Source organism: Paraperlucidibaca sp. (assembly GCF_982810325.1).
In genome coordinates this window covers 34,847-61,292 of record NZ_CEYEMI010000003.1, presented here as the reverse complement: position 1 = coordinate 61,292, position 26,446 = coordinate 34,847, and the positions used below count along the sequence as shown (strand labels likewise).

Here is a 26,446-nt window from a genome sequence, read left to right as displayed (position 1 = left end):
GGCAGCATTATGTCCACACCAATGGTCATTGTCCTCTCGATGGTGATGTTCACCGGCACAGTCTTGCTGCTGGTGCTATTTATTTTGGCTGCGCGCTCGCGCTTGGTATCGACCGGCGCAGTGTCTATCGACATTAATGAAGACCCTGAAAAGCGCTTAGAGGTTAATAGCGGCAACAAGCTTTTACAGGCATTGGCGGATCAGAAGATTTTCTTATCCTCAGCCTGCGGCGGTGGTGGCACTTGTGGCCAGTGTCGCGTGCGCGTGAAGTCTGGCGGTGGCGATATTTTGCCAACAGAAGAGCCACATTTTACCAAAGGCGAGATTAAAGAAGGCTGGCGCTTGGGCTGCCAGTTACAAATAAAACAAGATATGGAAATTGAGCTCGACGAAGCTTTCTTCGGTGTTAAGCGCTGGGAATGTGAAGTTGTTTCTAACGATAACGTAGCAACATTTATCAAAGAGTTAGTGCTGAAACTGCCTGAAGGTGAGGATGTAAACTTCCGCGCCGGTGGCTATGTGCAGTTAGAAATCCCACCTTACGAATGCAACTATAGCGACATGGATATTTCTGATGAGTACCGCGCGGATTGGGAGAAATTTGGTCTGCTTAAAGTGAAGTCGAAAGTCGAAGACACGACCATTCGCGCTTACTCGATGGCGAACTACCCCGATGAGAAAGGCGTTCTGAAGTTCAATATTCGAATTGCTACGCCGCCATTGCGCCAGCTCGATGAAATCCCTGCGGGTAAAATGTCGTCCTATGTGTTCTCACGCAAACCTGGCGATAAAATCACTGTATTTGGGCCGTTCGGCGAGTTCTACGCGAAGAAAACCGAAGCTGAGATGATCTTTATTGGTGGCGGTGCCGGCATGGCGCCGATGCGCTCGCATTTATTTGATCAACTTAAGCGCTTAAACAGCCAGCGTAAAATTAGCTTCTGGTATGGTGCGCGCTCCTTACGTGAAACATTCTATGTCGATGAATACGACAAGCTGGCGGCAGAAAACCCCAATTTCGAATGGCATTTGGCTCTTTCTGAACCACAGCCAGAAGATAACTGGACAGGGTATTCAGGCTTTATCCATCAGGTCTTGCTTGAGAACTACCTGAAGGATCATCCAGCGCCAGAAGATTGCGAATTTTACATGTGTGGCCCACCCATGATGAACGCCGCCGTGATCAAAATGCTCGAAGACTTAGGTGTCGATCGAGAAAATATCTTGCTCGACGACTTCGGAGGTTAATGTGCATCAGGCTCATCGCGCGCTATTTGTTGGGATGAGCCTTGCGCTCAGCATGACGTTGGCTGCTTGCCAGCCGGCAGCGGCGCCAGAATCGAGTGTTAAAGAGGCCATGGCACCGACCATTCGTGTCTCTGGCGTTGCTTATCGCTCAATGGCCTGGCAAGTCAGCTTAGCGGCATTACCGGCGAACATGAGCAATGAGCAACTTCAAGCTGCTTTGCAAAAGCGCTTAGATGCGGTCAATGATGTGCTTTCGACTTATCAGCCAACAACTGAGCTTATGCGTTTTAACCGTGCCAGCGTTGGCAGCTGGCACGATATCAGCCCACCTTTGCAGCATGCGCTAAGCCGTGCGCTGCAAGTTAGCGCGCAGATGACATCGCTTTCAGCGGCAGCTAATGCCTACGATATTACGGTTGCGCCTTTAGTGAACCTCTGGGGTTTCGGTGCGGCAGGCAAAGCAACGACTGTGCCGTCAGACGCAGCCATTGCCCAAGCTAGAGCCAATGTTGGTTGGCAGTTTGTGCAGCTTGAGAGCAAGCTTAATCGCGCGCAAAAGCTCAAAGCCGTCAGTATCGATTTATCATCGGTAGGTGAGGGTGCTGCTGTCGATGAACTCAGCGCCGCCTTGCAAGAGCTTGGCATAAGTGATTACCTGATCAGTGTTGCTGGCACGCTCAAAGCCCGTGGTCAGCGCGCAGATGGCTCGGCTTGGCGCATTGCCATTGAGCGCCCCGATGGCAGCGGTAATGCTGAGCAGCTGGTTACTTTAGGTGATGGTTCGCTGTCGACTTCGGGCTCTTATCGCAACTTTTTCGAGCGTAATGGCGTGCGCTACTCGCACACTATTGATGCCCGTACAGGTAAGCCAATTACCCATAGCGGTGTGTCAGTAACGGTGATTTCGCCAGTGGCCACCGATGCCACTTTGGCTGATGCTTGGGCCACTGCGCTTAATGTATTGGCACCCGATGTTGCTCTGTCAGTCGCTGACACTTTAGGTTTAGCAATCTATGTTATTGAGCGCAAGGGTGACAGTTTTGTTGCTCGCCACTCGGCAGCATTCAAAGAGTATTTGCCGGTCGCGAGTGGCACTGGAGACGAATAAATGTTGAGCTTATTTTTGATTAGTTTTGTCGTTATTGTGCTGGTTGTGGTCGGTATGGCCGTTGGCGTGATGGGCGGTCGCGAACCCATTAAGGGCTCGTGTGGCGGCTTAAACCGTTTGGGCATGCGCGATGGCGAGTGCCCAATATGCGGCGATAACCCTGCTCTGTGTGAGACTAAGCCCGCCGCGCGCACTATCACTAAGACTGCTGCTGAGCTAGGCCGTCCGGCGCGCTAAATGCTCAGCCGGCCTAGCCAAATATCTTTGTACATCACGAAGTCGCCCATAAAGCTGTAGAACGGATACTTAAAAGTCGCGGGGCGATTTTTCTCGTAAACGTAGTGGCCGACCCAGGCAAAGCCATAGCCAATCACTGGAAATGCCCAAAGCCATACCCAATTGCCAGTAATCAGCACTGTAACCAGCAAAGCAAGCACTAGCGATGTGCCAATAAAGTGCAGGCGGCGGCAAGTCTTATTGCTATGTTCTTGTAAATAAAACGGATAAAACTCGCGAAAGCTAGTGAACCGTGCCTCACTCATGTTCCATCTCCTCGTTGATTACTAACGCTGTTGTAACCCACGCAACTTGCCTTGCCAAGCCAAATAAGCCTGCGATGACTGTTTTCGTCAGCGAAAATGTCGTCTTCCGTCATTGCATGCAAGTCCAAAGCGTCCGACAGTCGGTATCACGCCAATGACTATGAAGTCATTGGGTGTTTTTTTTCATACAACGAGGACATTCCACCATGACGGAAGCCCTGATTTTTGATGCCGTACGCACTCCGCGTGGCAAAGGTAAGAAAGACGGTTCATTACACACGACCAAGCCAGTCGACCTAGTCGTTGGTTTGATGAAAGCCTTGGAAGCCCGTAACGGCGCCGAATTTGTAAACTATGTCGATGACGTAGTGCTCGGTTGCGTAACACCCGTTGGCGATCAAGGTGCCGACGTTGCAAAAACATCAGCATTGGCCGCACATTGGCCGCACGAAACAGCCGGCGTACAGCTCAATCGTTTCTGTGCTTCAGGTCTTGAGGCAGTAAACATCGGTGCGATGAAAGTGCGCTCGGGCTTTGAAGATCTAGTCGTCGTTGGCGGTGTTGAGTGCATGTCACGCATCCCCATGGGTTCTGATGGCGGCGCCTGGGCGATGGATCCAGCGATCAACTTAGAAACTGGTTTCGTGCCACAGGGCATTGGCGCCGACTTGATCGCCACACTCGAAGGCTTTAGCCGTACTGATATCGACACATTTGCTGTCGAATCACAAAAGCGTGCGGCGAATGCTCGTGCAAAGGGCTATTTTAAAGGCTCCGTAGTGCCAGTTAAAGACATGAACGGCCTCGATATTTTGGTCGAAGATGAGTTCATCAAGCCTGACTCCACAGTAGAGAAACTGGCCGGCCTGCAACCATCATTCATGATGATGGGCGAAATGGGCGGCTTCAACGCCGTGGCATTGCAGAAGTACCACTGGGTCGAAAAAATCGATCACGTGCACACTGCAGCCAATTCATCAGGCATTGTCGATGGCGCAGCCCTCATGCTCATTGGCAACGAAGCCACTGGCAAAAAGCTTGGTTTGACTCCACGTGCACGCATTATCGCAACAGCGGTTAGCGGCGCCGATCCCACCATCATGCTTACTGGTCCAGCACCAGCTGCACGCAAAGCCTTGGCGAAAGCTGGCTTAACGGCTGCAGACATCGATCTTTGGGAAATCAACGAAGCTTTCGCGGCCGTTGCCATGCGCTTTATGAAAGACATGGACATTTCGCACGACATCACCAACGTCAATGGCGGCGCGATTGCCATGGGTCACCCACTGGGTGCAACCGGCTGCATGATCGTTAGCACTTTGCTAGATGAGCTGGAGCGTCGTGGTCTGAAGCGCGGCTTGGCCACGCTTTGCGTCGGCGGCGGCATGGGTATTGCCACCATCATCGAGCGCGTGTAATCCACGGTCTATGACTTTTAGCGCGCCGATATTTAGCCGGCCCGCCACACACTATTGAGAGAACGATTATGAGCCAGAGCTCCATTCGCTGGGAAAAAGATGCCGACAATATTGTCATCTTGACCATGGACGACCCTAACCAGTCGGCCAACACCATGAACGCCCTGTACCAAAAATCCATGGGTGAAACTGTTGATCGCCTGATCGCCGAAAAAGCCGACATTGCTGGTGTTATTTTAACTTCAGCGAAAAAAACCTTTTTCGCCGGCGGCGACTTACGCCTTTTGATTCAAGCCACACCAGCTGATGCGCCCAAGCTTGCGGCTGAGTTGAAAGAAATGCATCGCCAACTACGCGGCCTAGAAACTTTAGGCAAGCCTGTTGTCGCGGCAATGAACGGCACAGCACTAGGCGGCGGTTTAGAAATCGCTTTGGCATGTCACCATCGCGTAGCGATCGGCGGCACTAAAGCAGAGTTCGGCTTGCCAGAAGTATCACTAGGCTTGCTGCCTGGTGGCGGTGGTCTAACTCGTGTCACACGCATGTTGGGCATCCAAAACGCCTTAATGAGCGTGCTCATGCAAGGTCCACGCATGAAGGCTGAGAAAGCTCAGTCCACAGGCCTTATCGATGAGCTAGCAAGCGATGCCGATGACATGCTGGCAAAAGCACGTGCATGGATTAAAGCCAACCCAAGCGCGCAACAGCCTTGGGACAAGTCGGGCTATAAAATGCCCGGCGGTACGCCTTCAACGCCTGCTTTGGCAATGAACTTACCTGCCTTCCCAGCCAACCTGCGTAAGCAAACCAAAAATGCTAACTACCCAGCCCCGAAAGCCATCATGTCGGCCGTGGTTGAAGGCGCACAAGTTGATTTTGACAACGCTCTGAAAATTGAGTCGCGTTATTTCATCAAGCTCGCTACTGGCAAACAAGCGAAGAACCAGATCAAAGCCTTCTTCTTCGACTTACAGAAGATCAATGGTGGCGGTTCACGTCCAAGCAAAGAAACGTATCCTGTCTGGAAGGCCAAGAAAGTCGGTATTTTGGGCGCTGGCATGATGGGTCAGGGCATTGCTTATGTTTCAGCAATGGTCGGCATTGAAGTGGTGTTGTTAGACCAAACTTCGGAAGCGGCTGAGCGCGGCAAAGCCTACACCAAGGGTTTGCTCGACAAACGTGTTAGCAAAGGCCGTATGACTGCCGAGAAAGCAGCAGCAACACTAGCCTTGATCAGCACCACCGATAGCCACACCGATCTCGCCGGCTGCGACATCGTCGTTGAAGCTGTGTTTGAAGATCGTGCCATCAAAGCCAAGGCTACTGAGTTGGCCGAAGCCAATGCGCTGCCTGACTTCTTAATGTGCTCGAACACTTCAACATTGCCTATTACCGGTTTGGCGAAAGCCTCGAAAAAGCCAGCCAATTATATTGGTCTGCACTTCTTCTCGCCGGTCGACAAAATGCCATTGGTCGAAATCATCCGTGGTGATGAAACTTCCGATGCCGCTTTGGCCAAGGCCTTCGATTTCGTTCTGCAAATCCGCAAAACGCCAATCGTGGTTAATGACTCACGCGGCTTCTTCACCTCACGCGTGTTCGGTACTTTCATCATGGAAGGTATCGCCATGCTTGCAGAGGGCTATCACCCAATCAGCATCGAGCAGGCCGCTGCGCAAGCCGGCATGCCTGTTGGTCCTTTGGCCATCACCGATGAAGTCAGCTTGGACTTGGGCCGCAAAGTGCGCACTCAGACCATCAAAGATTTGGCGGAAGAGGGCAAAACATTGCCAGCTCATCCAGCCGATCCGATTAACGATCGCATGATGGATGAGTTCGGCCGCTTCGGTAAGAAAGCCGGTAAAGGCTTCTACGACTACCCAGAAGGCGGCAAAAAAGTTATCTGGCCAGGCTTGGTTGAGCACTTCACTAAGGCAGACAAAATCGCCATTGGTGACGTTGAGTTCGAAGAGCTGCAAGCACGACTACTCTATCGCCAAGCCATTGAGTCGGCTCGCTGCTTCGAAGAAGGTGTATTGACCTCAGTTGCTGACGCTAACATCGGCTCGGTGTTCGGTATCGGCATGGCGCCATGGACTGGTGGCGTGTTGCAGTACATCAACTACGTTGGTGTGGCTGAGTTTGTTGAGCGTGCAGATGCGTTTGCGGCCAAGTTTGGCGAGCGCTTTACACCACCGCAATTGCTGCGCGACATGGCCGCTAGCGGCAAAACCTTCGAGTAATTTACTCGCGGTGTTAAAAGTGTGAAGTTTGAGCATTCACGCTGAATGAAAAAGACCCGGTGCCTTCAAAGCTCGGGTCTTTTTCTTTGTCCGCGCGATGGCTTTGGCGTAAGCTAGGACACTTGAATAACAAGACGACTTGCCCGCTGAGCAGAGGCCGATGACCGATTCGCAGAAGACAACATCATTAAGTGAGGCAATCCCAGTCATTGCCCCAGCACGCGAATTCACTATCGATGAGCTATCGCAGACGGCTGGTATGACCGTGCGTAATGTTCGCGCGTATCAAGACAAAGGCTTGATTCCACCGCCTGAGATTCGCGGCCGCACCGGTATTTACAGCGATGCGCATTTAGCACGACTACGTGTAATTGGCCCTTTATTAGCTCGAGGCTATAGCCTCGGCAATATTGCCGAGCTGATCGACGCATGGGAAAAAGGTCATGATCTACGCCAGCTGCTAGGCCTAGAGCAGGCAATCACCTCGCCATGGTCTGAAGATGTGCCGGCGTATTACGAGCTTAGCGAGTTAATGGCGTTTTTCCCTCGCCAAATGAGCCCAGAAGCGCTAGCCAAAGCAGCCAGCTTAAAACTCATCATGATCGATGGGCCTCGCTTTAAAGTGCCCAGTCCTCGCCTATTTAATGCCGGTGTTGAGTTGGCTAAACTAGGCGTGCCTTTGATGGACTTGCTAGATATTTTGGCTGGCGTGCGCGCCAATGTGGAGCAGGTCGCCAACGCTTTACTGCAGCTTGTGGTGCGTCATGTCTTTGAGCCGCAAGGTAATAAAGCCATGCCCGCAGCCAGCGAAATACCGCATATGGCTGATGTGATTTGGCGATTGCGGCCAATCGCCGACATGGCTGTAGCAGCAGAGGTTTCTGCCGCCATGGAAAAAGCCACGCAACGCTATTTAGGCGAGCGTATGGATGCCTTACTCGCCACATTGAAAGATAGCGAGAAACGAAAAGGCTGACCAATGACCTTGGGTTTTTTGTTGTTATGTTGTAAACCGTATGTATACCGCGTGATGAGTTTCGGCTAATCTTGCGCCAGAATTTTGTATTTACCTGATTTTCCATGAGGATTCGCCATGACTACATCGTTTAAATCTGCATATCTTGTGCGTGGTGCGATTGCCGCCGCCGTTTTGGCTGCGACAGGCACTGCCTTTGCTGCTGAAGAAGAAACAGGCAGCTCTTACGATAATTACGTCTACTTTGGTGGCTTCTACCTCAGCGCAGACAAAGATCGTACGCCATCCAATAAGTCCGGCGACAGCTTCGGTTATCAAGCAGGTGTTGGTCAGCGCTTAACAGACAACTTGTGGGTTGAAGGTCAGTTCTTCGGTGACACCATCGAAACAGGTACCAGTAATGGTACTGATTACTATCAAACTGGCTTAGGTGTTGATCTTCAATACGCCTTTGGCCAACGCTCTGAGTTCACTCCTTACCTGTTGGCAGGTATTGGCGGCGTTTATAACGACGTGCCAGGCCGCGACAAAATCACCCCATACGTCAACGTTGGTGCTGGTTTTACCAAAAGCCTATTTGGCCTAGATGCACTGCGTCTTCGTGGCGAATTGCGCGCTGTGTATGACGATTACAGCGAAGGCAGCACTAGCACCGACGGCAAAATCGATTACCGCGCTGGCCTAGGTCTTGAAATGGCCATTGGCAACCGTGAACCAGAAGTTGTTATCAAAGAAGTGCCAGTTGAGAAGATTGTTATCAAAGAAGTGCCAGTTGAGCGCGTTGTTATTCAAGAAGTGGCTCCTGAGCCAGTTAGTGTTGATGACGATGGCGATGGCGTGATCAATTCTTCCGATAAGTGCCCTAACACACCTGCTGGCGCTAAAGTTGATGGCAATGGCTGCGTTGTTGAGCAAACATTGGTGATGCGCGATATCACGTTTGAGTTTGACTCTGCTCGTTTGACTACAAACGCCCAGCGTTTAATGGAAAATGCCGTTGCTTTCTTGCGCTCAGACAGCTCAGCTCGCATCACTGTTGCTGGTCACACCGACAGCCGCGGTAGCGATTCTTACAACCTGAAATTGTCACGTGATCGTGCCAATGAAGTGCGTGATTACTTAGTTGGCTATGGTATCGAAGCTAACCGTCTGCAAGCAGTTGGCTACGGCGAAACTCGCCCAGTTGCTAGCAACGACAATGAGTCCGGCCGTGAGCTGAACCGCCGTGTAGAGTTCCGCATCCAAAAGTAAGGGTGTCACTCGCAAAATAAGAAAGGGTCCTTCGGGGCCCTTTCTTGTTTCTGCGTGCAAGTTCTTATACTTTAGCGCGCTATGACTACATCACAGACTGCAACAGACAATTCTGACGTGCCCGAGCCGGTGGCAGTACATCGCCAAGCGCGCGGTGAAGAGCGCCGCACCACCATTTTACGTGCCACTTGGCAGGTTGTATTGGCCGATGGCGTGCGCGGTGTTAAGCATCGTGCGGTGGCCAAAGCAGCAGGCGTGCCACTGGCCTCTACGACGTATTACTTCAAAGATATCCAAGAGCTGCTTATCCAGTCGTTTCAGCTTTTTGCTGAAGAGTCGTTGGCGCAATTTACTCGGCCATTTTGGCAGCGGGCCTATGAGCAAATGGCTGCGCTACCAAATGATGCTGACCGAGATGCACTTGAAGCAATTTTGATTGATCTCGCAGCAGAGTTTATTGAGCTAAGGCTGAATAAGCATCGCGAACATTTAGTCATGGAATATGCATTTTGGTATGCCGCATTGCACGATGCTGAGCTACAAGCGGCCGTGCGGCATATGGCATTGGAGTGGCTTAAATTACTGCAGCCTTGCCTGGCGCGCGTTAGTCTGGCTAATCAAGAGCAGGCGGCAAAATCTTTATTAGCCACGGTGCGCCGAATTGAGTACGAGGGTTTGATTCACAGCTCGGCAAGTCATCGTGACGGTTGGATACGTGAGGCCTTGGCGTATCAAGTGCATGGCTTATGGTAGCGGCTCTGCCGACTTGCTGGCAGGCACACTTAAGTGTGGAGTTTGATCAGGCTTATATGCAGCAGTTGCAGCTGTTTCTAGAGGCTGAGCGCGAAGCTGGCGAGCAAATTTACCCGCCTAACCAATTACGTTTTGCCGCTTTTCAGGCCACGTTATTTGCTGATGTGCGCGTGGTGATTATTGGCCAAGACCCCTATCACGGCGATGGCCAAGCTCAAGGTCTGAGTTTTTCTGTGCCGGAAGGGCAGACTCTTCCTCCGTCACTGCGAAATATCTTCCGAGAAATAAGCTCGGATTTAAATGTTTCTGCACCAGATTCAGGTGATTTATCGCGCTGGGCTGAGCAGGGTGTGTTGCTACTCAATAGCGTGCTGACAGTGCGCGCAGGCGAGGCTGCATCACATCAAAAGCAAGGCTGGGAGAAGTTCACTGATGCGGCCATTAGCGCGCTCAATGATCAGCGCGAGGGCATCGTGTTTTTACTATGGGGCGCCTATGCCCAGCGCAAAGGCCGCTTAATCGATCGCCAACGCCATCATGTATTAACGGCGGCGCATCCCTCGCCATTAGCCGCAAATCGCGGCGGCTGGTTTGGCTGCCGACATTTCTCACAAACCAATACATTTTTACGAGCTCACAAAAGCTCAGCCATTCATTGGGCATAAATAAGGAGTTGTTATGACGACATCCCCAGTAGCATTTGAAACTGTAGCAATGGCCAATGGCCGTCAAATCGGTGTCGCTACATTAGATAGTGAGCGCAGCCTGAATGCTTTAACGCTGGCCATGGTTGAGGCTTTATTGCCGCAGCTTGAGCAATGGGCAGCCGATGAGCAGGTCGCCATGGTGATTTTACGTGGTCGTGGCGAGCGTGCATTTTGCGCTGGTGGCGATGTTCGCGATTTGACGCAAGCGGCGCGTACGGGCGAGGGTGACCCACTTGCTCCGGCGGAGTTTTTCGCGCGTGAATACCGTTTGGATTATCTGATCCATCAATACGCCAAACCATTGCTAGTGTGGGGCACGGGTGTGGTAATGGGCGGTGGCATTGGCTTATTTGCTGGCGCGCGTTATCGCGTGGTGACTGAAACTTCACGTTTGGCGATGCCAGAGATTGGTATTGGCCTATATCCAGATGTTGGCGGCAGCTATTTCCTTTCGCGCTTAAGTGGGCGCATTGGTCTATTTTTGGGTTTAGGCGCTAGCCAACTCAACGCTGCCGATGCGTTATATCTTGGCATGGCTACGCACGCAGTGGCATCTAGCCAGTGGCAGGCGTTGTTAGATGACTTACAAGCGATAGGCAGCAGCGAACTACAGAATGGCATTGATGCCGTGCTAGGTAACTTAGCGCTCACAGAGCTGCCTGAGGCGCAGGTTGAGCCACGGGCAGAGGCTATTGAGGCCTTATGTGCGCATGATGATTTGAGCGCCCTAGACGTCGCCTGGCGCACGCAAGAGCTGCCTGATGATGCATGGCTAGCGAAGGCGATTAAAACTTACCGTAGAGGCTCACCGACTAGTGCAGCGTTGGTTTGGAAACAGTGGCATGAGAGCAAAACCATGAGCTTGGCCGATGTTTTCCGCCAAGAATGGATTATCTCAACGCAATGCGCTTTTCACGCTGATTTCCCTGAGGGTGTGCGCGCGCTTTTGGTCGATAAAGACTTATCGCCGCGATGGCAGCCAGCAACTTTGGCCGAGGTCAGCGTCAGCTTTATTGCAGAGCATTACGCTCTGCCAGAGGGCATGACGCATCCATTGGCGGATTTGTAGCCTTAAGCTTGGCGAATGAAGTCGTGGCGCGTTAAAGCCACGACGTTGCCATTGGGCAGATGCCACTGCAGATTTTCTGCGACTAAGCGCACGCTGGCCAACAGCCACAGCTGCTGCTCATCTGGCCAAGCCAGCGCAATAACTCGGCCCACAGCCTTATCATCAGCCATGATTGGCCAATCTAAGGAGGCATCGACAGCCTCTGACCATGGCGCGCGCAACCAGCACAGGCCGGTTTTCAGTTGGCCACGAAAATACAGTCTAGCCACAATTTCTTGGCCCATATAGCAGCCTTTTTGATAACTGACGCCATTCAAGCTGTGATAGTCGAGCTCTTGCGGCTGCCATTGATCGACTAGCGCTTGGTCAATGGTGACCTCACCGCTAGCAACGGCTTCGGCCTGCCATGCGGCTAAAGCTGAAGCATCAGCATTCACAGCTAAGGCAGCAGCCTCGCTAATTTTAAGTGCACGCGTGAGACCTGGCAGACGAACATAGTGAGCGTCGGCTTCAATTAACGTTGCATATGATGTTTCAGCCAATGCTTTGGGCAGCGCTTCAGCGCCCATTAAGCCGACAATTTCTTGCGTGCCCTGAGCAATACTCACTTTCGAAAATGCGCCGTACTTAGCCAAGCGTGCTTTCACTGCGGCGATTTGCGCCTGCGGCATCAGCAGTGCATAGCCGCCATCAATGCTGACCACCACGACACTCGCTTCAATGCGGCCTTTCAGGTTGAGTAAGCAGCCAAGGCTGGCTTGCTCTGCCGTGACTAATTTCATATCGCAGGATAATTGACCCTGCAAAAAGGTCAGCGCATCGGCACCGGTGAGTGTTAGAGCGGCCCATGCCAGCGGCACTGAGAGATTGGCACTGGCGCGCGCATTAGCAATGGCATGGCGCTGATCGAGCGTGGGGCAGGCGATGGTCATGATCGAAGCACTCCGTAAGCTATCAAAATAATAAATGTTACGCGGGCATTGGCATTTTAGCCGTCGCGTTGCTATCTCTTAGGCTTATATAATGCCGCGCTTATACGCCAGTTTGCAGAGGTTTTCCATGACGCGGCCATTTACTGAAGAAGAGCGCCGATTGCATTGGCAGTGTCGGCGCGGCTTAAAAGAATTAGATGTGATCTTTGAGCCGTATATGGAGGAGCATTATCGTGATGCGCCCATTAGCGATCAGCAAGTATTTCAGCGCATCTTGGCTGAAGAGGATGTCGATCTCCTCGCCTGGTTTATGCAATACACAGTGCCTGATGATGCCGAATATCGCCAGCTCATTGCCACCATCTTGGCTAAGTTGGCGCACACCTTGTGAGCTCCTGCCTTCGCGGCGTGAGGGCTACTTTCGCTGGCTAATGCTTGCCGCCGTGGCACTGGCTCCTTGGGCGGGCTTCGTGCCGTTGCAGTACCTCTTGCCGGCTTATGCAGTATTTGTCGGGCAGGCGATTTTACTGCTACGCCGCGCCAGCACTAGCGCACCTATCAGCGTGTTGCAGAAAACTGCCAATGGCTGGCGCTTAACCGATGAGCGCGGCGAGATTTATTTAGCCGAACTTGATGGCCCTGTGCGCGATTGGCCAGGCTTGCTCTGCCTAAGTTTTCGTCAACGCGCCGATGATGCGCTTGAGACTTCTAGTACTCATCCCGCAGCAGAAAAAAAGCGCAAGCACTGGCGACTTGCCATTTGGTCAGACCAACTCAGCACCACGCAATGGCGGCGCTTAAGAGTTAATGTCTTGTGGCGGCGGCGTCAGGTACCAAGATCGTATCTTCAGCCTGTGCCAAGCGCTCAGGATAATCCAAGGTGTAATGCAGGCCGCGCGACTCGCGACGGGCCAAGGAGCTGCGAATCATCAGCTCAGACACCATAACCAAGTTGCGCAGCTCGAGTAAGTTCGAGGACACGCGGTAATTGCTGTAGTACTCGTTGATCTCATTTTGCAGCAGCTCGACTCGGTGCAGGGCGCGCTCTAGGCGCTTGGTGGTGCGGACAATGCCCACGTAGTCCCACATAAAGCGGCGCAGCTCATCCCAGTTGTGCAAAATCACTACGTCTTCATCGGGGTTGCGAACTTGGCTAGCATCCCAAGCGGGGCTAGTTTTAGGCAGTGGCGTGTCGAGTAAGGCATGAATGCGCTTTGCGGCTGACATGGCAAAAACGAAGCATTCTAAAAGTGAGTTACTGGCCATGCGGTTAGCGCCATGCAGGCCAGTAAATGAGGTCTCGCCAATGGCAAACAAATGCGCGATATCGGTTTCGCTATGCAGGTCGACCATGACGCCGCCGCAAGTGAAGTGCGCGGTCGGTACCACTGGGATCCAATCTTTAGTGATGTCGATGCCCTGCGCTAAGCAGGTGTTGTAGATATTAGGAAAATGGCTGGTAACAAACTCTGGGTCTTTATGAGTGATGTCGAGCCAGACATGGCGTAGGCCGAGGCGCTTCATTTCAAAATCAATTGCGCGTGCGACGATATCGCGTGGTGCCAGTTCGGCGCGTTCATCGAAGCGCGTCATAAAGCGCTCACCATCAGGCAGTCTTAATATCGCACCTTCGCCGCGCATAGCTTCGGTAATTAAGAAGTTTTTTGCGCTGGGGTGGTAAAGGCTGGTCGGATGGAATTGGTTGAATTCCATATTGGCGACACGGCAACCGGCGCGCCAAGCCATGGCGATGCCGTCGCCGGTGGCAACATCGGGGTTGCAAGTGTATTGATAGGCCTTGCTAGCGCCGCCAGTGGCGAGAGCAACAAAGCGAGCGTTGTAGGTTTCGACTTCGCCGCTATCTTTATTCAGCACATAGGCGCCAGCCGCGTGGGCTTGCTCAGCGCTGCCATTGATAATTAAGTCGACGGCAATGCGCGATTCCAACAGATGAATATTCGAACGCGCCTGTACGCACTCAACTAAGGTTTTCGAAATCGCTCGGCCGGTGGTGTCGGCGGCATGGATAATGCGGCGATGAGAATGTCCACCTTCGCGCGTTAAATGCAGATGATCGCTTTCATCGAGGGTGAACTTCACACCTTGTTCGATTAGCCACTCAATGGCTTCAGGGCCGTGCTCGACGGTATGGGTGACGACATCTTCATGGCAAAGGTCTGCACCAGCGATCAAGGTGTCGCTCACGTGGCTGTCGACGGAGTCAGAGGCATCGACTGCGGCTGCCACGCCGCCTTGGGCATAATAGGTGCTAGCTTCGGTGAGCGCGGCTTTGGAAATCATGGCAATGCGCAATGACGAGTCAAGATTGAGCGCCAATGTTAAGCCGGCGGCTCCACCACCAATGATAAGTACGTCATAGGAAAAAGAGGTTGCCATGGCTTAGTCGCTGAAAAAAAGTGCTTGGATGATGCCACAGTCTGTGCGGATGTAACGGCTAAACGGCATTGAATAATTGCGAAAAGCATCATGTCTATATAGCGTGTCAGCGAATTATAGTATTTTGCGTTATCGGCCCATGCTAGCTTTTAGCGCGCGACCTTGCGAGGAGAGGACACCTGATGCGATCGACGAAACCCCTAACAGTCTGGCTGTTTGCAGTCATGACAGCGCTGAGCGCGAACGTCAGTTTTGCCGACACGGCCCCTGATTTTGCCGACATCGTGGCGGATGTGAGCCCGTCGGTGGTGAACATCAGCTCAACCATTAAGAGCAAGCGCTCGCAGGCCAGCGGCAACGAAGACATTCAGGAATTGCTGCGCCGCTTCTATGGCCTAGAGTCGCAGCCGACACAGCCGCGCGTGCAGCAGTCGTTTGGCTCTGGTTTTATTATCAGCAGCGATGGCTATGTGCTGACCAATAATCATGTCATCGATGGCGCCGACAAAGTCATTGTGCGTTTGAGTGATCGCCGCGAAATCGAAGCTAAGGTTATCGGCACCGACCCGCGCACCGATATTGCGCTCATCAAAATCGCCGCCAAAGACTTGCCGACAGTGCGCATTGGTAAGCCAGCAGACTTACGCGTTGGCGATTGGGTGCTAGCTATTGGCTCACCATTTGGTTTCGATTACTCGGCGACTTCAGGCATTGTCAGCGCGAAGGCACGAGCCTTGCCTAGCGAAGCCTACGTGCCCTTTATCCAAACCGACGTTGCCATCAACCCAGGTAACTCTGGCGGACCATTATTTAATAGCCAAGGTGAAGTAGTCGGCATCAACTCGCAAATTTACAGCCGCTCCGGTGGCTTCATGGGCTTGTCGTTCTCTATTCCCATGGATGTTGCAATGGAAGTTGTGCAGCAGCTGCGCGACAAGGGCAAAGTTAGCCGTGGTTGGCTAGGTGTGGCCATCCAAGAAGTAACTAAAGATCTTGCCGATGCCTATGGCCTACCACGTCCGGCAGGTGCCTTGATCGCCAGTGTTGAGCCTAAGTCACCAGCCGATAAAGCCGGCCTGAAAGCGGGCGATATCGTTACTCAATTCAATGGTAAAGACATTAATTTATCAGCTGAACTGCCACAGGCGATTGGTCGTGCAACGGTAGGTGAAACCTATACGATGACCTTGTTCCGTGAGCGCAAAGCACAAACCGTCAGCATTATGATGGAGGCTTTGCCGGAGGAAGATGTCGCGGCAGAATCAGCGGATCAGCCTGATTTATCTCGCCTAGGTATGCGCTTGCGCGACTTGCAGCCTATCGAGAAGCAGCAGTTAAAAGTCACTGGTGGCGCGCTGATTGTGCAAGTAGTTGAAGGTTCTGGTGCTGAGGCCGGTTTGCGCCCAGGTGATGTCATTACTCAGGTCGGCAGCACAGCAATTGACGGTGCTCGTGACTTTGTGGCGGCAGTACGCAAGCTAAAGCCTGGCAGTACCGTACCACTGCGGGTTACACGCCAAGGTAATACGCAAATTGTGGCTCTGAAAATCGAAGCCGCTGAACCCAATAAGTAAGTTTGTTGGCCGCAATGATTGCCCCTAATCATTGTGGCCAAATCTATCCCGCGTTTAAGCAGCGCTATCTTTGGTCGGCGTCGAGCGAATCAGCTACACTACGCCCTCATTTTTCAGCCCCTCAATGGGTGAGTGTTCGTGTCCGATATCCAGCATATTCGTAATTTCTCCATCATCGCGCACATCGACCATGGCAAGTCGACCCTCGCTGACCGCTTTATTCAAATCTGCGGCGGCTTAACTGAGCGTGAAATGCAATCGCAAGTTCTTGATTCTATGGATCTTGAACGCGAGCGCGGCATCACCATTAAGGCTCACTCGGTAACGCTGTATTACACCAGTCAGGTCGATGGCATTCGCTACCAACTCAACTTCATTGATACCCCAGGCCACGTCGACTTCTCCTATGAAGTCAGTCGTTCGCTGGCGGCCTGTGAAGGCGCGCTGCTAGTAGTTGATGCCGCGCAAGGTGTTGAAGCGCAGTCGGTAGCCAATTGCTATACCGCGCTTGAGCAAGGCCTTGAGGTCATGCCGGTGCTGAATAAAATCGATTTACCGCAAGCCGATCCCGATCGTGTCTGTGAGGAAATCGAAGAGATTATTGGTGTTGAGGCGCTTGATTCTCCGCAATGTAGTGCGAAAACAGGTTTAGGCGTTGTTGAAGTGCTCGAAGCACTGATCGCGCGTATTCCGCCGCCAGTTGGCGATCGTGAAGCTCCATTACAGGCACTGATCATCGACTCTTGGTTCGACAACTATCTGGGCGTGGTGTCATTGGTTCGTGTCAAAAATGGCAAGGTGAAAAAGGGCGATAAGATTCTGGTGAAGAGTACTGGCCAGCATCATATCGTCTCCAGCGTTGGTGTTTTCAACCCCAAGCATTCTGAAACCGATGGCTTGTATGCCGGCGAAGTTGGCTTTGTCATTGCCGGCATTAAGAATATTTTTGGCGCCCCGGTGGGCGACACCTTAACGCTCAACACCACGCCAAATGTCGACATATTGCCCGGCTTTAAAAAGGTTAAGCCGCAGGTCTACGCCGGCTTATTTCCGATTTCTTCAGATGACTATGAGCCATTTCGCGATGCGCTATCGAAGCTGACGCTAAATGACTCGGCGCTATTTTTTGAGCCTGAATCATCCGATGCGCTAGGCTTTGGCTTCCGCTGCGGCTTCTTAGGCATGCTGCACATGGAGATCGTGCAGGAGCGCTTAGAGCGTGAATACAATCTTGACTTGCTAACGACGGCACCAACCGTGGTCTATGAAATTGAGACCAAAAAAGGCGACGTGCTCTACATCGATAACCCATCAAGACTGCCTGATACTGGCTCTATCGAAGACTTCCGCGAGCCGATTGCTGAGTGCCATATTTTGGTGCCGCCAGACTATGTTGGCGATGTCATCAAGCTCTGCCAAGAGCGGCGTGGCGTGCAAAAAAGCTTACTCTTTCATGGCAAGCAAGTCGCGTTAACTTACGATGTGCCGATGGGTGAAGTCGTGCTCGATTTCTTCGATAAGTTGAAGTCATGTTCGCGCGGTTATGCCTCGCTTGACTACACTTTTGTGCGTTTTGAATCGACTCGCTTGGCGCGTATCGACATCCTCATTAATGGCGAACGCGTCGATGCCTTGGCGATGATTTGCCACGTCGATAACGCGCGTTATCGCGGCGGTGCCATTGTTGAGAAAATGAAAGAGCTGATTCCACGGCAGATGTTTGATGTTGCGATTCAGGCCGCCATTGGCACGCAGATTGTTGCTCGCCAAACCGTGAAAGCCATGCGTAAAGACGTGTTGGCGAAATGCTACGGCGGCGATGTTAGCCGTAAGCGCAAGCTCCTCGATAAGCAGAAGCAGGGCAAAAAGCGCATGAAGCAAGTCGGTAATGTTGAGATTCCGCAGGAAGCGTTCTTGGCCGTGTTGAAGGTCGATAAATAACCCTGAGGTAGCGTCTGTGGATATTGATTTTTCGCTCGTACTAACGCTTGCCGTGATGATTAGCGGTGCGCTTTGGGCCTTCGATGCCGTACTGCTGAAGCCAGGCCGTCGTGAGCGCCTACAGGCTGCTGAGCAGCAGGCGGCTAATGGTGGGCAAATATTGCCAGCATCAGCCGCTACCGAAATCATGCGCGAGCCTTGGTTGTTTGAGACCGCGCATGGCTTTTTCCCCGTATTGGCCGTGGTGTGGGTGCTGCGCTCGTTTATCGCAGAGCCGTTCACTATTCCTTCAGGCTCGATGATTCCGACTCTGCAAGTTGGTGATTATGTGCTGGTCAATAAGTTCGCTTACGGCCTACGCCTGCCAGTTTTGGGTACTGAGATTTTGCCCGTCGCTGAGCCCAGGCGCGGCGATGTGATGGTCTTTAAATTCCCAGCCAACCCATCGATAAATTACATCAAGCGCGTTATCGGCCTTCCCGGCGATGTCATAGAAAGCCGCAATGAAGTGTTATTTATCAATGGTGTAGAGGCATCTCGTGAGCTGCAATCAGCCTTGCCAGAAGCTGAGTTAGGCGAAGAGATTTATCTGGAAAACTTAAACGGTGTCAGCCATTTCACTCGTGAAGAGGCGGGCATGCAACCTGCTGGACCAATGTGGTCATACACAGTGCCAAAAGGTGAATACTTCATGATGGGCGACAACCGTGACAACTCCAATGACAGTCGTTTTTGGGGCCCTGTTGCCGAAAATCTCATCGTTGGTCGCGCATTTTATATTTGGATGCATAAGCAACCCGGCCTGCACCTACCGATATTTTCGCGCAATGGCAGCATTCAGTGAGTGATGCACTCGCGCGTCTACAACGCACCATCGGATACACATTTCGTGATCTAGAGTGGTTACGTTTAGCGCTCACACATCGCAGTGTGTCTGGTCGCCGCAACAATGAGCGGCTTGAGTTTCTCGGCGATGGCCTGCTGAACTTTGTCGTTGCCGACTGCTTATATTTGCAGTTTCCCGAAGAGGATGAAGGCCGATTATCGCGCTTGCGAGCGACCTTGGTTAGACAAGATAGCCTAGCCATCATTGCCCGCGAATGGTCGCTTGGCGATTATTTGATGATGGGTTCTGGTGAGCTAAAAAGCGGTGGTTATCGCCGCGAATCAATCTTGTCGGATACCGTAGAAGCGGTCATCGGCGCTATGTATCGCGACGGCGAAAGCATGCCGGCGATGACTGAGCATCTCCGCCGTTGGCTTGGCGAGCGCTTGAGCGGTATCGTGGTTGGCGATAGCTTAAAAGATCCGAAAAGCCGTCTGCAGGAATGGTTGCAGGCGCGCCGCTTGGAGCTGCCGCAATACGAAGTTTTGCTAGTCACTGGCGAGGCTCATGATCAGTTTTTTCAAGTGCGTTGTGATGTGCCGCATGTCAGTGCCTCGCAACCGGCATTTAGCACGGAAGGCAGTGGCGTGAGCCGTCGTTTTGCTGAGCAGGAAGCGGCGAATGTCGCTTTGCAAAAACTCTTACCGCCCCCGAAATTGGGCTTACGTACCGGGCCATCAAAGCCCACATCAGGACAGTAATATGGCCAATGACGATGTCATTAATGCCTTTTTTGGCGGCGGCGAAAGCTCAAAAGAATTCTCCAGCGATTATCGCTGTGGCTATGTCTCTATTGTGGGGCGGCCCAATGTCGGCAAATCGACTTTGCTCAACCATATTTTGGGGCAAAAACTTTCTATTACCTCGCGTAAGCCGCAGACCACTCGCCATCGCATTTTAGGCATTGTTAGCCGCGACAATGTGCAGGTGATTTACGTCGACACACCAGGCATTCATGGTGAAGAACGCAAAGCCATTAACCGCTATATGAACCGTGCGGCGACCTCAGCGTTGCGTGATGTCGATGTGGTGCTATTTGTCATCGATGCGCTGAAGTGGACTACCGATGATGAGCTGGTGCTGGAAAAGCTGAAAACATCGAAGCTGCCAGTGATTTTGGTGATCAACAAAGTCGATACGGTGGATGACAAAGCCGCGATCTTGCCTTTGATTGAGAAGCTCTCGCAGCGCATGGAATTCGTCGATGTGTTGCCAGTATCGGCGCTACGCGGTCATAACTTAGAAGAGCTGCACTCGGCGGTTGGCAAACGCCTGCCATTGTCGCCACCATTTTTTGATGAAGGCCAAATCACCGATCGCTCGCAGCGTTTCTTAGCGGCGGAAATGGTGCGTGAAAAAATCATGCGCCAACTCGGTGAAGAGATTCCTTACGAGCTCACGGTAGAAATCGAAGAGTTCAAAAAGGAAGGCAAGCTGCTGCGTATTTCGGCCTGCATTTTGGTCGAGCGCGAAGGCCAAAAGAAAATCGTCATTGGCGATGGCGGCAGTCGTTTAAAGCTTATTGGCACCGAAGCTCGCTTAGACATGGTGAAAATGTTCGATAGCAAAATCATGTTATCGCTGTGGGTGAAAGTGAAAGGCGGTTGGTCCGATGATGAGCGCGCACTAAAGAGCTTAGGCTATAGCAGCGACTGATCATGAATGAAAAGACCTGGTATCCAGCGTATGTCTTGCATGCGCGCGCGTATCGCGAAACCAGTGTCTTGGCGGATTTATTTCTGCCAGAGTTTGGCCGTATCACCGCCATTGCGCGCGGTGCACGGCGCAAAGGCCAGCAAGTTCCCAGTGTTTTTCAGCCCTATTTTATTCAGCTAGCAGGCCAGAGTGAGTTGCGCGCTGTGGCAGCGCTAGAGGCGACATCGCAGGCTTTATCGTTGCAGGGCGGGGCGCTGTTTTCGGGGCTTTATTTGAATGAGCTACTGGTGCGTTTATTACCGCGCGAGCTAGCCCAACCTGAACTCTTTGTTGCCTATGCCGGCGCTTTGGGTGCGCTCAGTGAGCTTGAGATAGCCGATGCTGAGGCCATTGCGCCGATTTTGCGCAGCTTTGAGCGTCAGTTACTCGAAAGCATGGGGCAGTGGGCTAGCAATACCAGCGAGGCCGAGAGCGGCGAGCCACTGCAAGCGCAGCAGTATTATCAGTACTATCCTGAACACGGCTGGTTGCAGGCGCGTGAGGGCCAGCGCGGCGCTTGCTTGGGCGAAGATATTTTAGCGGTGCATGCTGAGGATTTATCTACACTTAGCCGTCTGCGCTTGGCTAAGGCCTTGTATCGTAGTGCCTTAGCGCCATTACTGGGTGACAAGCCATTGAAAAGTAGAGATTTATTTGCTGCACTGCAAGCCAGTGCGAAGCCGGAGATGCCAACATGAGCGACGTATTATTGGGCGTGAATATTGATCACGTGGCAACGCTGCGCCAAGCCCGTGGCACGCGTTATCCTGAGCCGGTCTATGCCGCCTTGGTGGCCGAAGAGCATGGCGCCGATGGCATCACCGTGCATCCACGCGAAGATGGTCGTCACATTCAGCTACGTGATGTGCGTTTGCTATCGCAGCTTTTACAAACGCGGATGAACTTAGAAATGGCCGTGACTGAGGCCATGCTCAGCTTCGCGGAAGAGATTAAACCAGCCAATATTTGTCTAGTGCCAGAAAAGCGCGAAGAGCTGACTACCGAAGGTGGCTTGGACATCATCGCCGGCTTTGACCGTGTGCAGGCCGCCTGCCAGCGCTTAGGGCGTCAGGGCATGGATGTGTCGCTGTTTATCGATCCGGAGCCGGCACAAATCGATGCTGCCATTCGTGCTGGTGCGCCAACGATTGAACTGCACACCGGTGCTTATGCCGATGCGCAAACGCCGGAGCAAGTGGCTTTTGAGCTCAAGCGTATTCGTGATGCGGCAGAGTACGCAGCTGGTAAATTAGTGGTTAATGCGGGTCATGGTTTGCACTATCACAACACTCAAGCTATTGCGGCAATCTCTGCTTTTCATGAGCTTAATATTGGCCATGCACTGATTTCGCATGCGTTGTTTAGCGGCCTGGGCAATGCCGTCAAAGAGATGAAAACCTTGATGCAAAACGCGCGCCGCGACGCACTCTTAGCGGAGCTTGCGGCGCGATGAATGACGAGCAGTTTGAAGCCTATTTAACCACCTGCTCTCAAGCCCTTGCCGCTAAGCAAGCCGCCATCGTTGCTGAACATACAGACTTCGCTGAGCTGAGCTGGCAGCTCGATGCAGCAGTCACGAAAATTCGTTTTAATGATGGCTCAGGTGAGCGCCTGTGTTTTGGTGTGACGGCCATCGGCACTTTTGCTGCGGCGCAAGAAACCTGGAAATGGTCATGGGCCAATAGCAAACTGCCGCAAGCCGCACGCGACAGCGCTGAGGTGTTAAAAAATCTGCAAGCTGTGACCGATTACGATTGCTTCGCAGACACGGAAGCCTTTGCTGTGGATGACGCGATGGCCTGGGAGTTAGCCGCGGCATCAGTGGCGTATCTCGAGGCTGATGGCTGTTTTCGAGCGCGCAACCGGGACACCTGGTTATTTTTGGCGCTGCATCGCTATTGATTTAGCGGGCATGAAACTCACACGTTCAGCGCCAAAAAAAACGGCTCGATGCAAACCATCGGGCCGTTTTTTATTGCATCAATTTAGCTTAGCGCTGGAGCTCGATGCTGCCATTGACCGTGATACGCACACGGCTTTCGCCGCCGGCCATATCTTGTGTCGGCACGCTATCTGACTCTACCTTCATTGCCATCGCGCGCATCATCATCGGTGGGCGATAGTCATTGCCAGTCGAACCTATGCTCATTTGCACTAAGTCGTAGCGCTTAGCACCCCAAGACTTAGTCACCAACGCGGCTTTGTCGCGGAAGGCAGCAATGGCCTCCTGCGTGAGCGTGTCTTCCAATGCACGGCGTGTACTTTCGGCTACGGTGAAATCTATGCTGCGCAGCTGTAAATGACTTTGTAGCTTGGCGATCAGCTCGCTGGCCGCTTTAAAGTCAGTGGACTCAAGTTCTAATGTGGCTTGGCCGCGCCAGCCTTCAATTTTCTGGGCACGGGTATAGACCGGATAGCTGCTTTGGTTGCCAGTGCTGACTTTCACGGTTTTATAAAGCTTTGCTTTCGCTAAGCTTAAGTTCATTGCTTCAGTCAACGTTTTTGCCAAAGACACGGGGTCTTTGTCATTTGCTTCGATGGTCAGTTTGGCGCTGAGCAGATCATTGGCCAAGACGCGAGAGACCTCAGTTTGAAAGTCCACACGTTGCATGGGCAGCTTGTCGTCGGCCCAGCTCGGGAGCGAGACAGTTGCCATCAGCAGAACAAGACCGATAGGTTTTAAACGTGTGGCGGCGAACGAGGCCATAGAGCTCTCCAAGATTATTAGATCTACAAGAAGACGGTTTCGACTCGGAAACGATGACACGGCGCTAGATAAATCGCCAGCGGGCCTTAGCAACTAGGGGAGAAGTGGGTTTTCGAGGCCTACGCTGGCTTGTTCGCCATCATCGAGTAGTGGGCGTTTGATCAAGCTGGGATTGGCTACGATTAGCTCGGCAATGCCTTCGGCGCTGGCAGCTAGTGCTTGGCGCTCAGCATCGAGTTTACGCCAGCTAGTGCCGCGCTTATTGAGCAGAGGCTCGCCAACAAGCGCGTACCAGCGCAGTACTTCATCATGGCTAGGCGGCTGCTTTTTCAGATCACGAAAATTGTAGGCCGTGGTGCTCGCGTCTAGACGCACCACGGCTTTTTTCATGCTGTCGCAGGCCTTAATGCCAATCAGCGTGAGCATGGCTTAACCCAGCAGCTGCTGTTCGCGCAGCAGTGCAACAATCTGCGCGGCGGCAGCGGCGTTGCTAACAGCTAGCTGTTGTGGGGCAATGCTGGTGCCGGCATCACGCACGCGCACACTGCGCTCGCCAACGACTTCTTCCGGCACGATTACGATCACACCAGCGCCTTGTAGAGCGTGAACAACGCCACTTTCGCTGGCAATGGCCGGTAGTGCACCTGCTTGGAACAGCGCCGATTCAAGCTGCTCAGCTAGGGCCTGAGCGCCACTCGCCTCAATGACGATGCGCACAGCGGCTTGGCCTAAGCGACGGGCGCGATCACCAGTGGTGACCGGCACTAGCGTATCGTTGTCATCACCAGCATCAAGGCGGGCGCTGATCATGCCGGCACCGACTGTGATGTTGTTTAGGCGATCGATGATGATGAGGCTGCCGGTGGCATGGCAGTCTTTATAGGCATCGAAGGCGACAGCGCGAGTGAACTGCACGCGGCATAGGGCGATGCCATTGAGCGTTAATTGCTCGGCAGGGCTAGTGGCCAGCGTGTTGACATCGATCTGATGAATGATCTCCGTAACACGGCCACTGGTAAAGGTGGTGCCGAGCTTGAAGTCGTAGGTTTTGCCAACTTGCATGGCCTGCTCGTGCATCCACACCACGTGCGCTTCAAAGCCATGCGCCATGGTCAATGTGTCATCGGCGGCAACAATCATATCGCCGCGAGAGATATCAATTTCGTCATTGAGCGTGAGTGTGATGGCTTGGCCGACATACGCCTCTGCCAGCTCACCTTCCCAGACCACAATCGATTTTACCGTGGAGGTTTTACCGGATGGCAGCGCTTTAATCGCCATGCCCGGCGTCACCGTGCCAGCAGCAATAGTGCCGCAGAAGCCACGGAAGTTAAGGTTAGGTCGGTTCACGTATTGCACGGGCAGACGCAGTGTATCGAGCGCGGTGTCACGCTGCAGCGGCAACGAGTCTAAGAGCGCAAGCATCGCTTGGCCGTCATACCATGGCATTTTTGTGCTGGCATTAACGACGTTTTCGCCTAGCAGCGCCGACATCGGCACGTAGTGAATATCGGGCACATTCAGCGGCGCGACAAAGGCTTCGTATTCCGCTTTGATCTCATCAAAACGAGCTTGGCTATAGTCGACCAAGTCCATTTTATTGATGGCCACAACAAAATGCTTGATGCCGAGCAGCGAGCAAATAAAGCTATGGCGACGAGTTTGTACTTGCACGCCATAGCGGGCATCGATAAGCAAAATAGCAACATCGGCGGTTGATGCACCGGTGGCCATATTACGTGTGTACTGCTCATGGCCTGGAGTATCGGCAATGATGTATTTGCGGTTATCGGTGGCGAAGAAGCGGTAAGCGACATCGATGGTGATGCCTTGCTCACGCTCGGATTGTAGACCATCAACCAGTAGCGCTAAATCAACGACTTCACCGGTGGTGCCATGTTTAACGCTGTCACGCGTGATGGCGGCAAGCTGATCTTCGAAGATCATTTTTGAGTCATGCAACAGACGGCCGATTAAGGTCGATTTGCCATCATCAACACTGCCGCAGGTGATAAAGCGCAGCATGTCTTTGTGTTCGTGCTGGTGCAGGTAATCCTGAATATTGTCGATACTTTCAATGATCATTAGAAATAGCCTTCGCGTTTTTTCTTTTCCATCGAACCCGATTCATCGTGGTCAATGGCACGGCCAGAGCGTTCCGAGGTGCGGGTAACCAGCATCTCTTGAATGATCTCGGGCAGTGTGGCGGCATCAGATTCAACTGCGCCGGTTAATGGGTAGCAGCCCAGCGTGCGGAAGCGCACATTTTTGATCATCGGCACTTCGCCTTCGCGCAGCGGCAGGCGTTCGTCATCGACCATGATCAACATACCGTCGCGCTCTACGACAGGGCGTGGTGCTGACAAATACAGTGGCACGATTTCAATTTGCTCGAGATATAGGTATTGCCAAATGTCGAGCTCAGTCCAGTTCGACAACGGGAAAACACGAATTGACTCACCCTTGTTGATGCGGCCGTTGTAGAGGTTCCACAATTCAGGACGCTGCACTTTAGGATCCCAGCGATGGTTCTTGTCGCGGAAGGAGTACACACGCTCTTTCGCACGTGATTTCTCTTCATCGCGGCGCGCACCGCCAAAAGCGGCATCGAAGCCGTGCATGTTCAGCGCCTGTTTTAAGGCCTGAGTTTTCATAATATCGGTGTATTTCGAGCTGCCGTGATCGAATGGGTTGATGTTCGCTGCCACGCCTTCTTGGTTGGTATGCGAGATCAATTCCATGCCAGCCTCTTTGGCCATGCGGTCGCGAAACTCGATCATTTCCTTGAACTTCCACGTGGTATTCACGTGCATCAAGGGAAATGGCGGCTTGCCGGGTGCAAAGGCTTTACGCGCGAGGTGCAACATCACCGTCGAATCTTTGCCGATGGAGTAAAGCATCACGGGGTTGTCGAACTCGGCGGCAACCTCACGAATGATATGAATAGACTCGGCCTCAAGTGCCTTGAGGTGAGTCATGCGATGTGCTGAAAGCGTCAT

The 26,446-nt window shown here is 52.6% G+C and carries 26 protein-coding genes and 1 pseudogene; 20 read left to right on the top strand and 7 right to left on the bottom strand.

All coding sequences use genetic code 11. From position 1 onward, the window contains the following. Window positions 1-9 precede the first annotated feature (9 nt). From nqrF to nqrM, 3 genes are read left to right on the top strand one after another with little or no spacing between them, the layout of a single operon-like run. On the top strand, window positions 10-1,248 hold the full coding sequence (gene nqrF, locus AC3DKE_RS02425; RefSeq protein ID WP_340676398.1) for an NADH:ubiquinone reductase (Na(+)-transporting) subunit F: 1,239 nt from the start codon (window positions 10-12) through the stop codon (window positions 1,246-1,248). Window position 1,249: 1 nt separating this feature from the next. Then, entirely contained in the window at window positions 1,250-2,356 is a 1,107-nt protein-coding gene (locus AC3DKE_RS02420; protein WP_487989975.1) for an FAD:protein FMN transferase, read from the top strand. Further along, window positions 2,357-2,593: a (Na+)-NQR maturation NqrM gene (gene nqrM / locus AC3DKE_RS02415; RefSeq protein WP_487989973.1), complete on the top strand. Its 237-nt coding sequence runs from the start codon at window positions 2,357-2,359 to the stop codon at window positions 2,591-2,593. On the opposite strand, the gene AC3DKE_RS02410 is transcribed toward nqrM, so the two are convergent. Further along, a complete protein-coding gene (locus tag AC3DKE_RS02410; RefSeq protein ID WP_411729979.1) occupies window positions 2,590-2,898 on the bottom strand; it encodes an Mpo1-like protein in 309 nt (102 codons plus the stop codon). The genes nqrM and AC3DKE_RS02410 overlap by 4 nt on opposite strands. Before the next feature lie 206 nt (window positions 2,899-3,104). Here AC3DKE_RS02410 and AC3DKE_RS02405 point away from each other — a divergent pair, with 206 nt between their 5' ends. From AC3DKE_RS02405 to AC3DKE_RS02375, 7 genes are all read left to right on the top strand, one after another. Then, window positions 3,105-4,316 carry an acetyl-CoA C-acetyltransferase gene (locus AC3DKE_RS02405; RefSeq protein WP_340676402.1) on the top strand — a complete coding sequence of 404 codons (1,212 nt, stop codon included), beginning with the start codon at window positions 3,105-3,107 and terminating at the stop codon, window positions 4,314-4,316. Between the two features lie 68 nt (window positions 4,317-4,384). Further along, window positions 4,385-6,559, top strand: coding sequence for a 3-hydroxyacyl-CoA dehydrogenase NAD-binding domain-containing protein (locus AC3DKE_RS02400; protein WP_487989971.1), 2,175 nt, complete (start codon window positions 4,385-4,387; stop codon window positions 6,557-6,559). Between the two features lie 160 nt (window positions 6,560-6,719). Beyond that, window positions 6,720-7,535 (top strand): MerR family transcriptional regulator, encoded by an 816-nt coding sequence (locus AC3DKE_RS02395; RefSeq protein WP_340676404.1) that lies wholly within the window; start codon window positions 6,720-6,722, stop codon window positions 7,533-7,535. A gap of 117 nt (window positions 7,536-7,652) precedes the next feature. Next, window positions 7,653-8,786: an OmpA family protein gene (locus AC3DKE_RS02390; protein WP_487989969.1), complete on the top strand. Its 1,134-nt coding sequence runs from the start codon at window positions 7,653-7,655 to the stop codon at window positions 8,784-8,786. 81 nt (window positions 8,787-8,867) lie between these two features. Further along, window positions 8,868-9,539, top strand: a complete 672-nt coding sequence (locus AC3DKE_RS02385; protein WP_340676406.1) for a TetR/AcrR family transcriptional regulator — start codon at window positions 8,868-8,870, stop codon at window positions 9,537-9,539. Then, on the top strand, window positions 9,533-10,204 hold the full coding sequence (gene ung, locus AC3DKE_RS02380) for a uracil-DNA glycosylase (protein WP_487989967.1): 672 nt from the start codon (window positions 9,533-9,535) through the stop codon (window positions 10,202-10,204). Before AC3DKE_RS02385 ends, ung begins: the two co-directional genes overlap by 7 nt. Window positions 10,205-10,217: 13 nt before the next feature. Then, window positions 10,218-11,315: an enoyl-CoA hydratase/isomerase family protein gene (locus tag AC3DKE_RS02375; protein WP_487989965.1), complete on the top strand. Its 1,098-nt coding sequence runs from the start codon at window positions 10,218-10,220 to the stop codon at window positions 11,313-11,315. Window positions 11,316-11,317: 2 nt separating this feature from the next. Here AC3DKE_RS02375 and ygfZ read toward each other — a convergent pair whose 3' ends face one another. Then, window positions 11,318-12,247: a CAF17-like 4Fe-4S cluster assembly/insertion protein YgfZ gene (gene ygfZ / locus AC3DKE_RS02370; protein WP_487989963.1), complete on the bottom strand. Its 930-nt coding sequence runs from the start codon at window positions 12,245-12,247 to the stop codon at window positions 11,318-11,320. A gap of 127 nt (window positions 12,248-12,374) precedes the next feature. Between ygfZ and AC3DKE_RS02365 the strand changes: the two genes are divergently transcribed. Beyond that, window positions 12,375-12,638, top strand: coding sequence for an FAD assembly factor SdhE (locus tag AC3DKE_RS02365; protein ID WP_340676410.1), 264 nt, complete (start codon window positions 12,375-12,377; stop codon window positions 12,636-12,638). Beyond that, window positions 12,535-13,008: pseudogene (locus tag AC3DKE_RS02360) on the top strand (hypothetical protein); the annotation flags it as partial. The gene AC3DKE_RS02365 and the pseudogene AC3DKE_RS02360, both read left to right, overlap by 104 nt. Before the next feature lie 43 nt (window positions 13,009-13,051). Here AC3DKE_RS02360 and nadB read toward each other — a convergent pair. Next, window positions 13,052-14,644 (bottom strand): L-aspartate oxidase, encoded by a 1,593-nt coding sequence (gene nadB / locus AC3DKE_RS02355; protein ID WP_340676411.1) that lies wholly within the window; start codon window positions 14,642-14,644, stop codon window positions 13,052-13,054. 182 nt (window positions 14,645-14,826) lie between these two features. Between nadB and AC3DKE_RS02350 the strand changes: the two genes are divergently transcribed. The 8 genes from AC3DKE_RS02350 to AC3DKE_RS02315 all read left to right on the top strand — a co-directional run bounded on the left by AC3DKE_RS02350 (window position 14,827) and on the right by AC3DKE_RS02315 (window position 22,642). Continuing rightward, window positions 14,827-16,218, top strand: a complete 1,392-nt coding sequence (locus AC3DKE_RS02350; RefSeq protein ID WP_487989960.1) for a DegQ family serine endoprotease — start codon at window positions 14,827-14,829, stop codon at window positions 16,216-16,218. A gap of 138 nt (window positions 16,219-16,356) precedes the next feature. After that, window positions 16,357-18,159, top strand: coding sequence for a translation elongation factor 4 (gene lepA / locus AC3DKE_RS02345; protein WP_340676413.1), 1,803 nt, complete (start codon window positions 16,357-16,359; stop codon window positions 18,157-18,159). A 16-nt stretch (window positions 18,160-18,175) separates the two neighbouring features. After that, on the top strand, window positions 18,176-19,003 hold the full coding sequence (lepB, locus tag AC3DKE_RS02340; RefSeq protein ID WP_487989958.1) for a signal peptidase I: 828 nt from the start codon (window positions 18,176-18,178) through the stop codon (window positions 19,001-19,003). Continuing rightward, on the top strand, window positions 18,976-19,746 hold the full coding sequence (gene rnc, locus AC3DKE_RS02335) for a ribonuclease III (RefSeq protein WP_379072113.1): 771 nt from the start codon (window positions 18,976-18,978) through the stop codon (window positions 19,744-19,746). Before lepB ends, rnc begins: the two co-directional genes overlap by 28 nt. 1 nt (window position 19,747) lies before the next feature. Beyond that, a complete protein-coding gene (gene era / locus AC3DKE_RS02330) occupies window positions 19,748-20,701 on the top strand; it encodes a GTPase Era (protein WP_379069863.1) in 954 nt (317 codons plus the stop codon). Window positions 20,702-20,703: 2 nt separating this feature from the next. Continuing rightward, window positions 20,704-21,438 (top strand): DNA repair protein RecO, encoded by a 735-nt coding sequence (gene recO / locus AC3DKE_RS02325; RefSeq protein ID WP_340676416.1) that lies wholly within the window; start codon window positions 20,704-20,706, stop codon window positions 21,436-21,438. Beyond that, window positions 21,435-22,193, top strand: coding sequence for a pyridoxine 5'-phosphate synthase (gene pdxJ / locus AC3DKE_RS02320; protein WP_487989957.1), 759 nt, complete (start codon window positions 21,435-21,437; stop codon window positions 22,191-22,193). Before recO ends, pdxJ begins: the two co-directional genes overlap by 4 nt. Next, on the top strand, window positions 22,190-22,642 hold the full coding sequence (locus tag AC3DKE_RS02315) for a DUF6882 domain-containing protein (RefSeq protein ID WP_484216868.1): 453 nt from the start codon (window positions 22,190-22,192) through the stop codon (window positions 22,640-22,642). Before pdxJ ends, AC3DKE_RS02315 begins: the two co-directional genes overlap by 4 nt. Before the next feature lie 88 nt (window positions 22,643-22,730). Here the strand turns inward: AC3DKE_RS02315 and AC3DKE_RS02310 are convergent, their stop codons facing one another. The 4 genes from AC3DKE_RS02310 to cysD all read right to left on the bottom strand — a co-directional run bounded on the left by AC3DKE_RS02310 (window position 22,731) and on the right by cysD (window position 26,446). After that, window positions 22,731-23,447: an SIMPL domain-containing protein gene (locus tag AC3DKE_RS02310; protein ID WP_340676419.1), complete on the bottom strand. Its 717-nt coding sequence runs from the start codon at window positions 23,445-23,447 to the stop codon at window positions 22,731-22,733. Window positions 23,448-23,540: 93 nt separating this feature from the next. Next, complete coding sequence (locus tag AC3DKE_RS02305; protein WP_411730301.1) at window positions 23,541-23,873, bottom strand: ArsC/Spx/MgsR family protein; 333 nt, start codon at window positions 23,871-23,873, stop codon at window positions 23,541-23,543. A 3-nt stretch (window positions 23,874-23,876) separates the two neighbouring features. Continuing rightward, the gene (cysN, locus tag AC3DKE_RS02300) at window positions 23,877-25,532 is read right to left on the bottom strand and encodes a sulfate adenylyltransferase subunit CysN (RefSeq protein ID WP_487989954.1); all 1,656 of its coding nucleotides are present in this window, start codon (window positions 25,530-25,532) and stop codon (window positions 23,877-23,879) included. Further along, entirely contained in the window at window positions 25,532-26,446 is a 915-nt protein-coding gene (gene cysD / locus AC3DKE_RS02295; protein WP_340676422.1) for a sulfate adenylyltransferase subunit CysD, read from the bottom strand. The genes cysN and cysD overlap by 1 nt, the downstream gene beginning before the upstream one ends.

What these genes read in the sequence shown, in the direction of transcription:
- nqrF (WP_340676398.1), top strand. Translation starts at nt 10, where the DNA reads ATGTCCACACCAATGGTCATTGTCCTCTCGATGGTGATGTTCACCGGC.
- nqrM (WP_487989973.1), top strand. Translation starts at nt 2,357, where the DNA reads ATGTTGAGCTTATTTTTGATTAGTTTTGTCGTTATTGTGCTGGTTGTG.
- AC3DKE_RS02410 (WP_411729979.1), bottom strand. Translation starts at nt 2,898, where the DNA reads ATGAGTGAGGCACGGTTCACTAGCTTTCGCGAGTTTTATCCGTTTTAT.
- AC3DKE_RS02405 (WP_340676402.1), top strand. Translation starts at nt 3,105, where the DNA reads ATGACGGAAGCCCTGATTTTTGATGCCGTACGCACTCCGCGTGGCAAA.
- AC3DKE_RS02400 (WP_487989971.1), top strand. Translation starts at nt 4,385, where the DNA reads ATGAGCCAGAGCTCCATTCGCTGGGAAAAAGATGCCGACAATATTGTC.
- AC3DKE_RS02395 (WP_340676404.1), top strand. Translation starts at nt 6,720, where the DNA reads ATGACCGATTCGCAGAAGACAACATCATTAAGTGAGGCAATCCCAGTC.
- AC3DKE_RS02390 (WP_487989969.1), top strand. Translation starts at nt 7,653, where the DNA reads ATGACTACATCGTTTAAATCTGCATATCTTGTGCGTGGTGCGATTGCC.
- AC3DKE_RS02385 (WP_340676406.1), top strand. Translation starts at nt 8,868, where the DNA reads ATGACTACATCACAGACTGCAACAGACAATTCTGACGTGCCCGAGCCG.
- ung (WP_487989967.1), top strand. Translation starts at nt 9,533, where the DNA reads ATGGTAGCGGCTCTGCCGACTTGCTGGCAGGCACACTTAAGTGTGGAG.
- AC3DKE_RS02375 (WP_487989965.1), top strand. Translation starts at nt 10,218, where the DNA reads ATGACGACATCCCCAGTAGCATTTGAAACTGTAGCAATGGCCAATGGC.
- ygfZ (WP_487989963.1), bottom strand. Translation starts at nt 12,247, where the DNA reads ATGACCATCGCCTGCCCCACGCTCGATCAGCGCCATGCCATTGCTAAT.
- AC3DKE_RS02365 (WP_340676410.1), top strand. Translation starts at nt 12,375, where the DNA reads ATGACGCGGCCATTTACTGAAGAAGAGCGCCGATTGCATTGGCAGTGT.
- nadB (WP_340676411.1), bottom strand. Translation starts at nt 14,644, where the DNA reads ATGGCAACCTCTTTTTCCTATGACGTACTTATCATTGGTGGTGGAGCC.
- AC3DKE_RS02350 (WP_487989960.1), top strand. Translation starts at nt 14,827, where the DNA reads ATGCGATCGACGAAACCCCTAACAGTCTGGCTGTTTGCAGTCATGACA.
- era (WP_379069863.1), top strand. Translation starts at nt 19,748, where the DNA reads ATGGCCAATGACGATGTCATTAATGCCTTTTTTGGCGGCGGCGAAAGC.
- recO (WP_340676416.1), top strand. Translation starts at nt 20,704, where the DNA reads ATGAATGAAAAGACCTGGTATCCAGCGTATGTCTTGCATGCGCGCGCG.
- pdxJ (WP_487989957.1), top strand. Translation starts at nt 21,435, where the DNA reads ATGAGCGACGTATTATTGGGCGTGAATATTGATCACGTGGCAACGCTG.
- AC3DKE_RS02315 (WP_484216868.1), top strand. Translation starts at nt 22,190, where the DNA reads ATGAATGACGAGCAGTTTGAAGCCTATTTAACCACCTGCTCTCAAGCC.
- AC3DKE_RS02310 (WP_340676419.1), bottom strand. Translation starts at nt 23,447, where the DNA reads ATGGCCTCGTTCGCCGCCACACGTTTAAAACCTATCGGTCTTGTTCTG.
- AC3DKE_RS02305 (WP_411730301.1), bottom strand. Translation starts at nt 23,873, where the DNA reads ATGCTCACGCTGATTGGCATTAAGGCCTGCGACAGCATGAAAAAAGCC.
- cysN (WP_487989954.1), bottom strand. Translation starts at nt 25,532, where the DNA reads ATGATCATTGAAAGTATCGACAATATTCAGGATTACCTGCACCAGCAC.
- cysD (WP_340676422.1), bottom strand. Translation starts at nt 26,446, where the DNA reads ATGACGCTTTCAGCACATCGCATGACTCACCTCAAGGCACTTGAGGCC.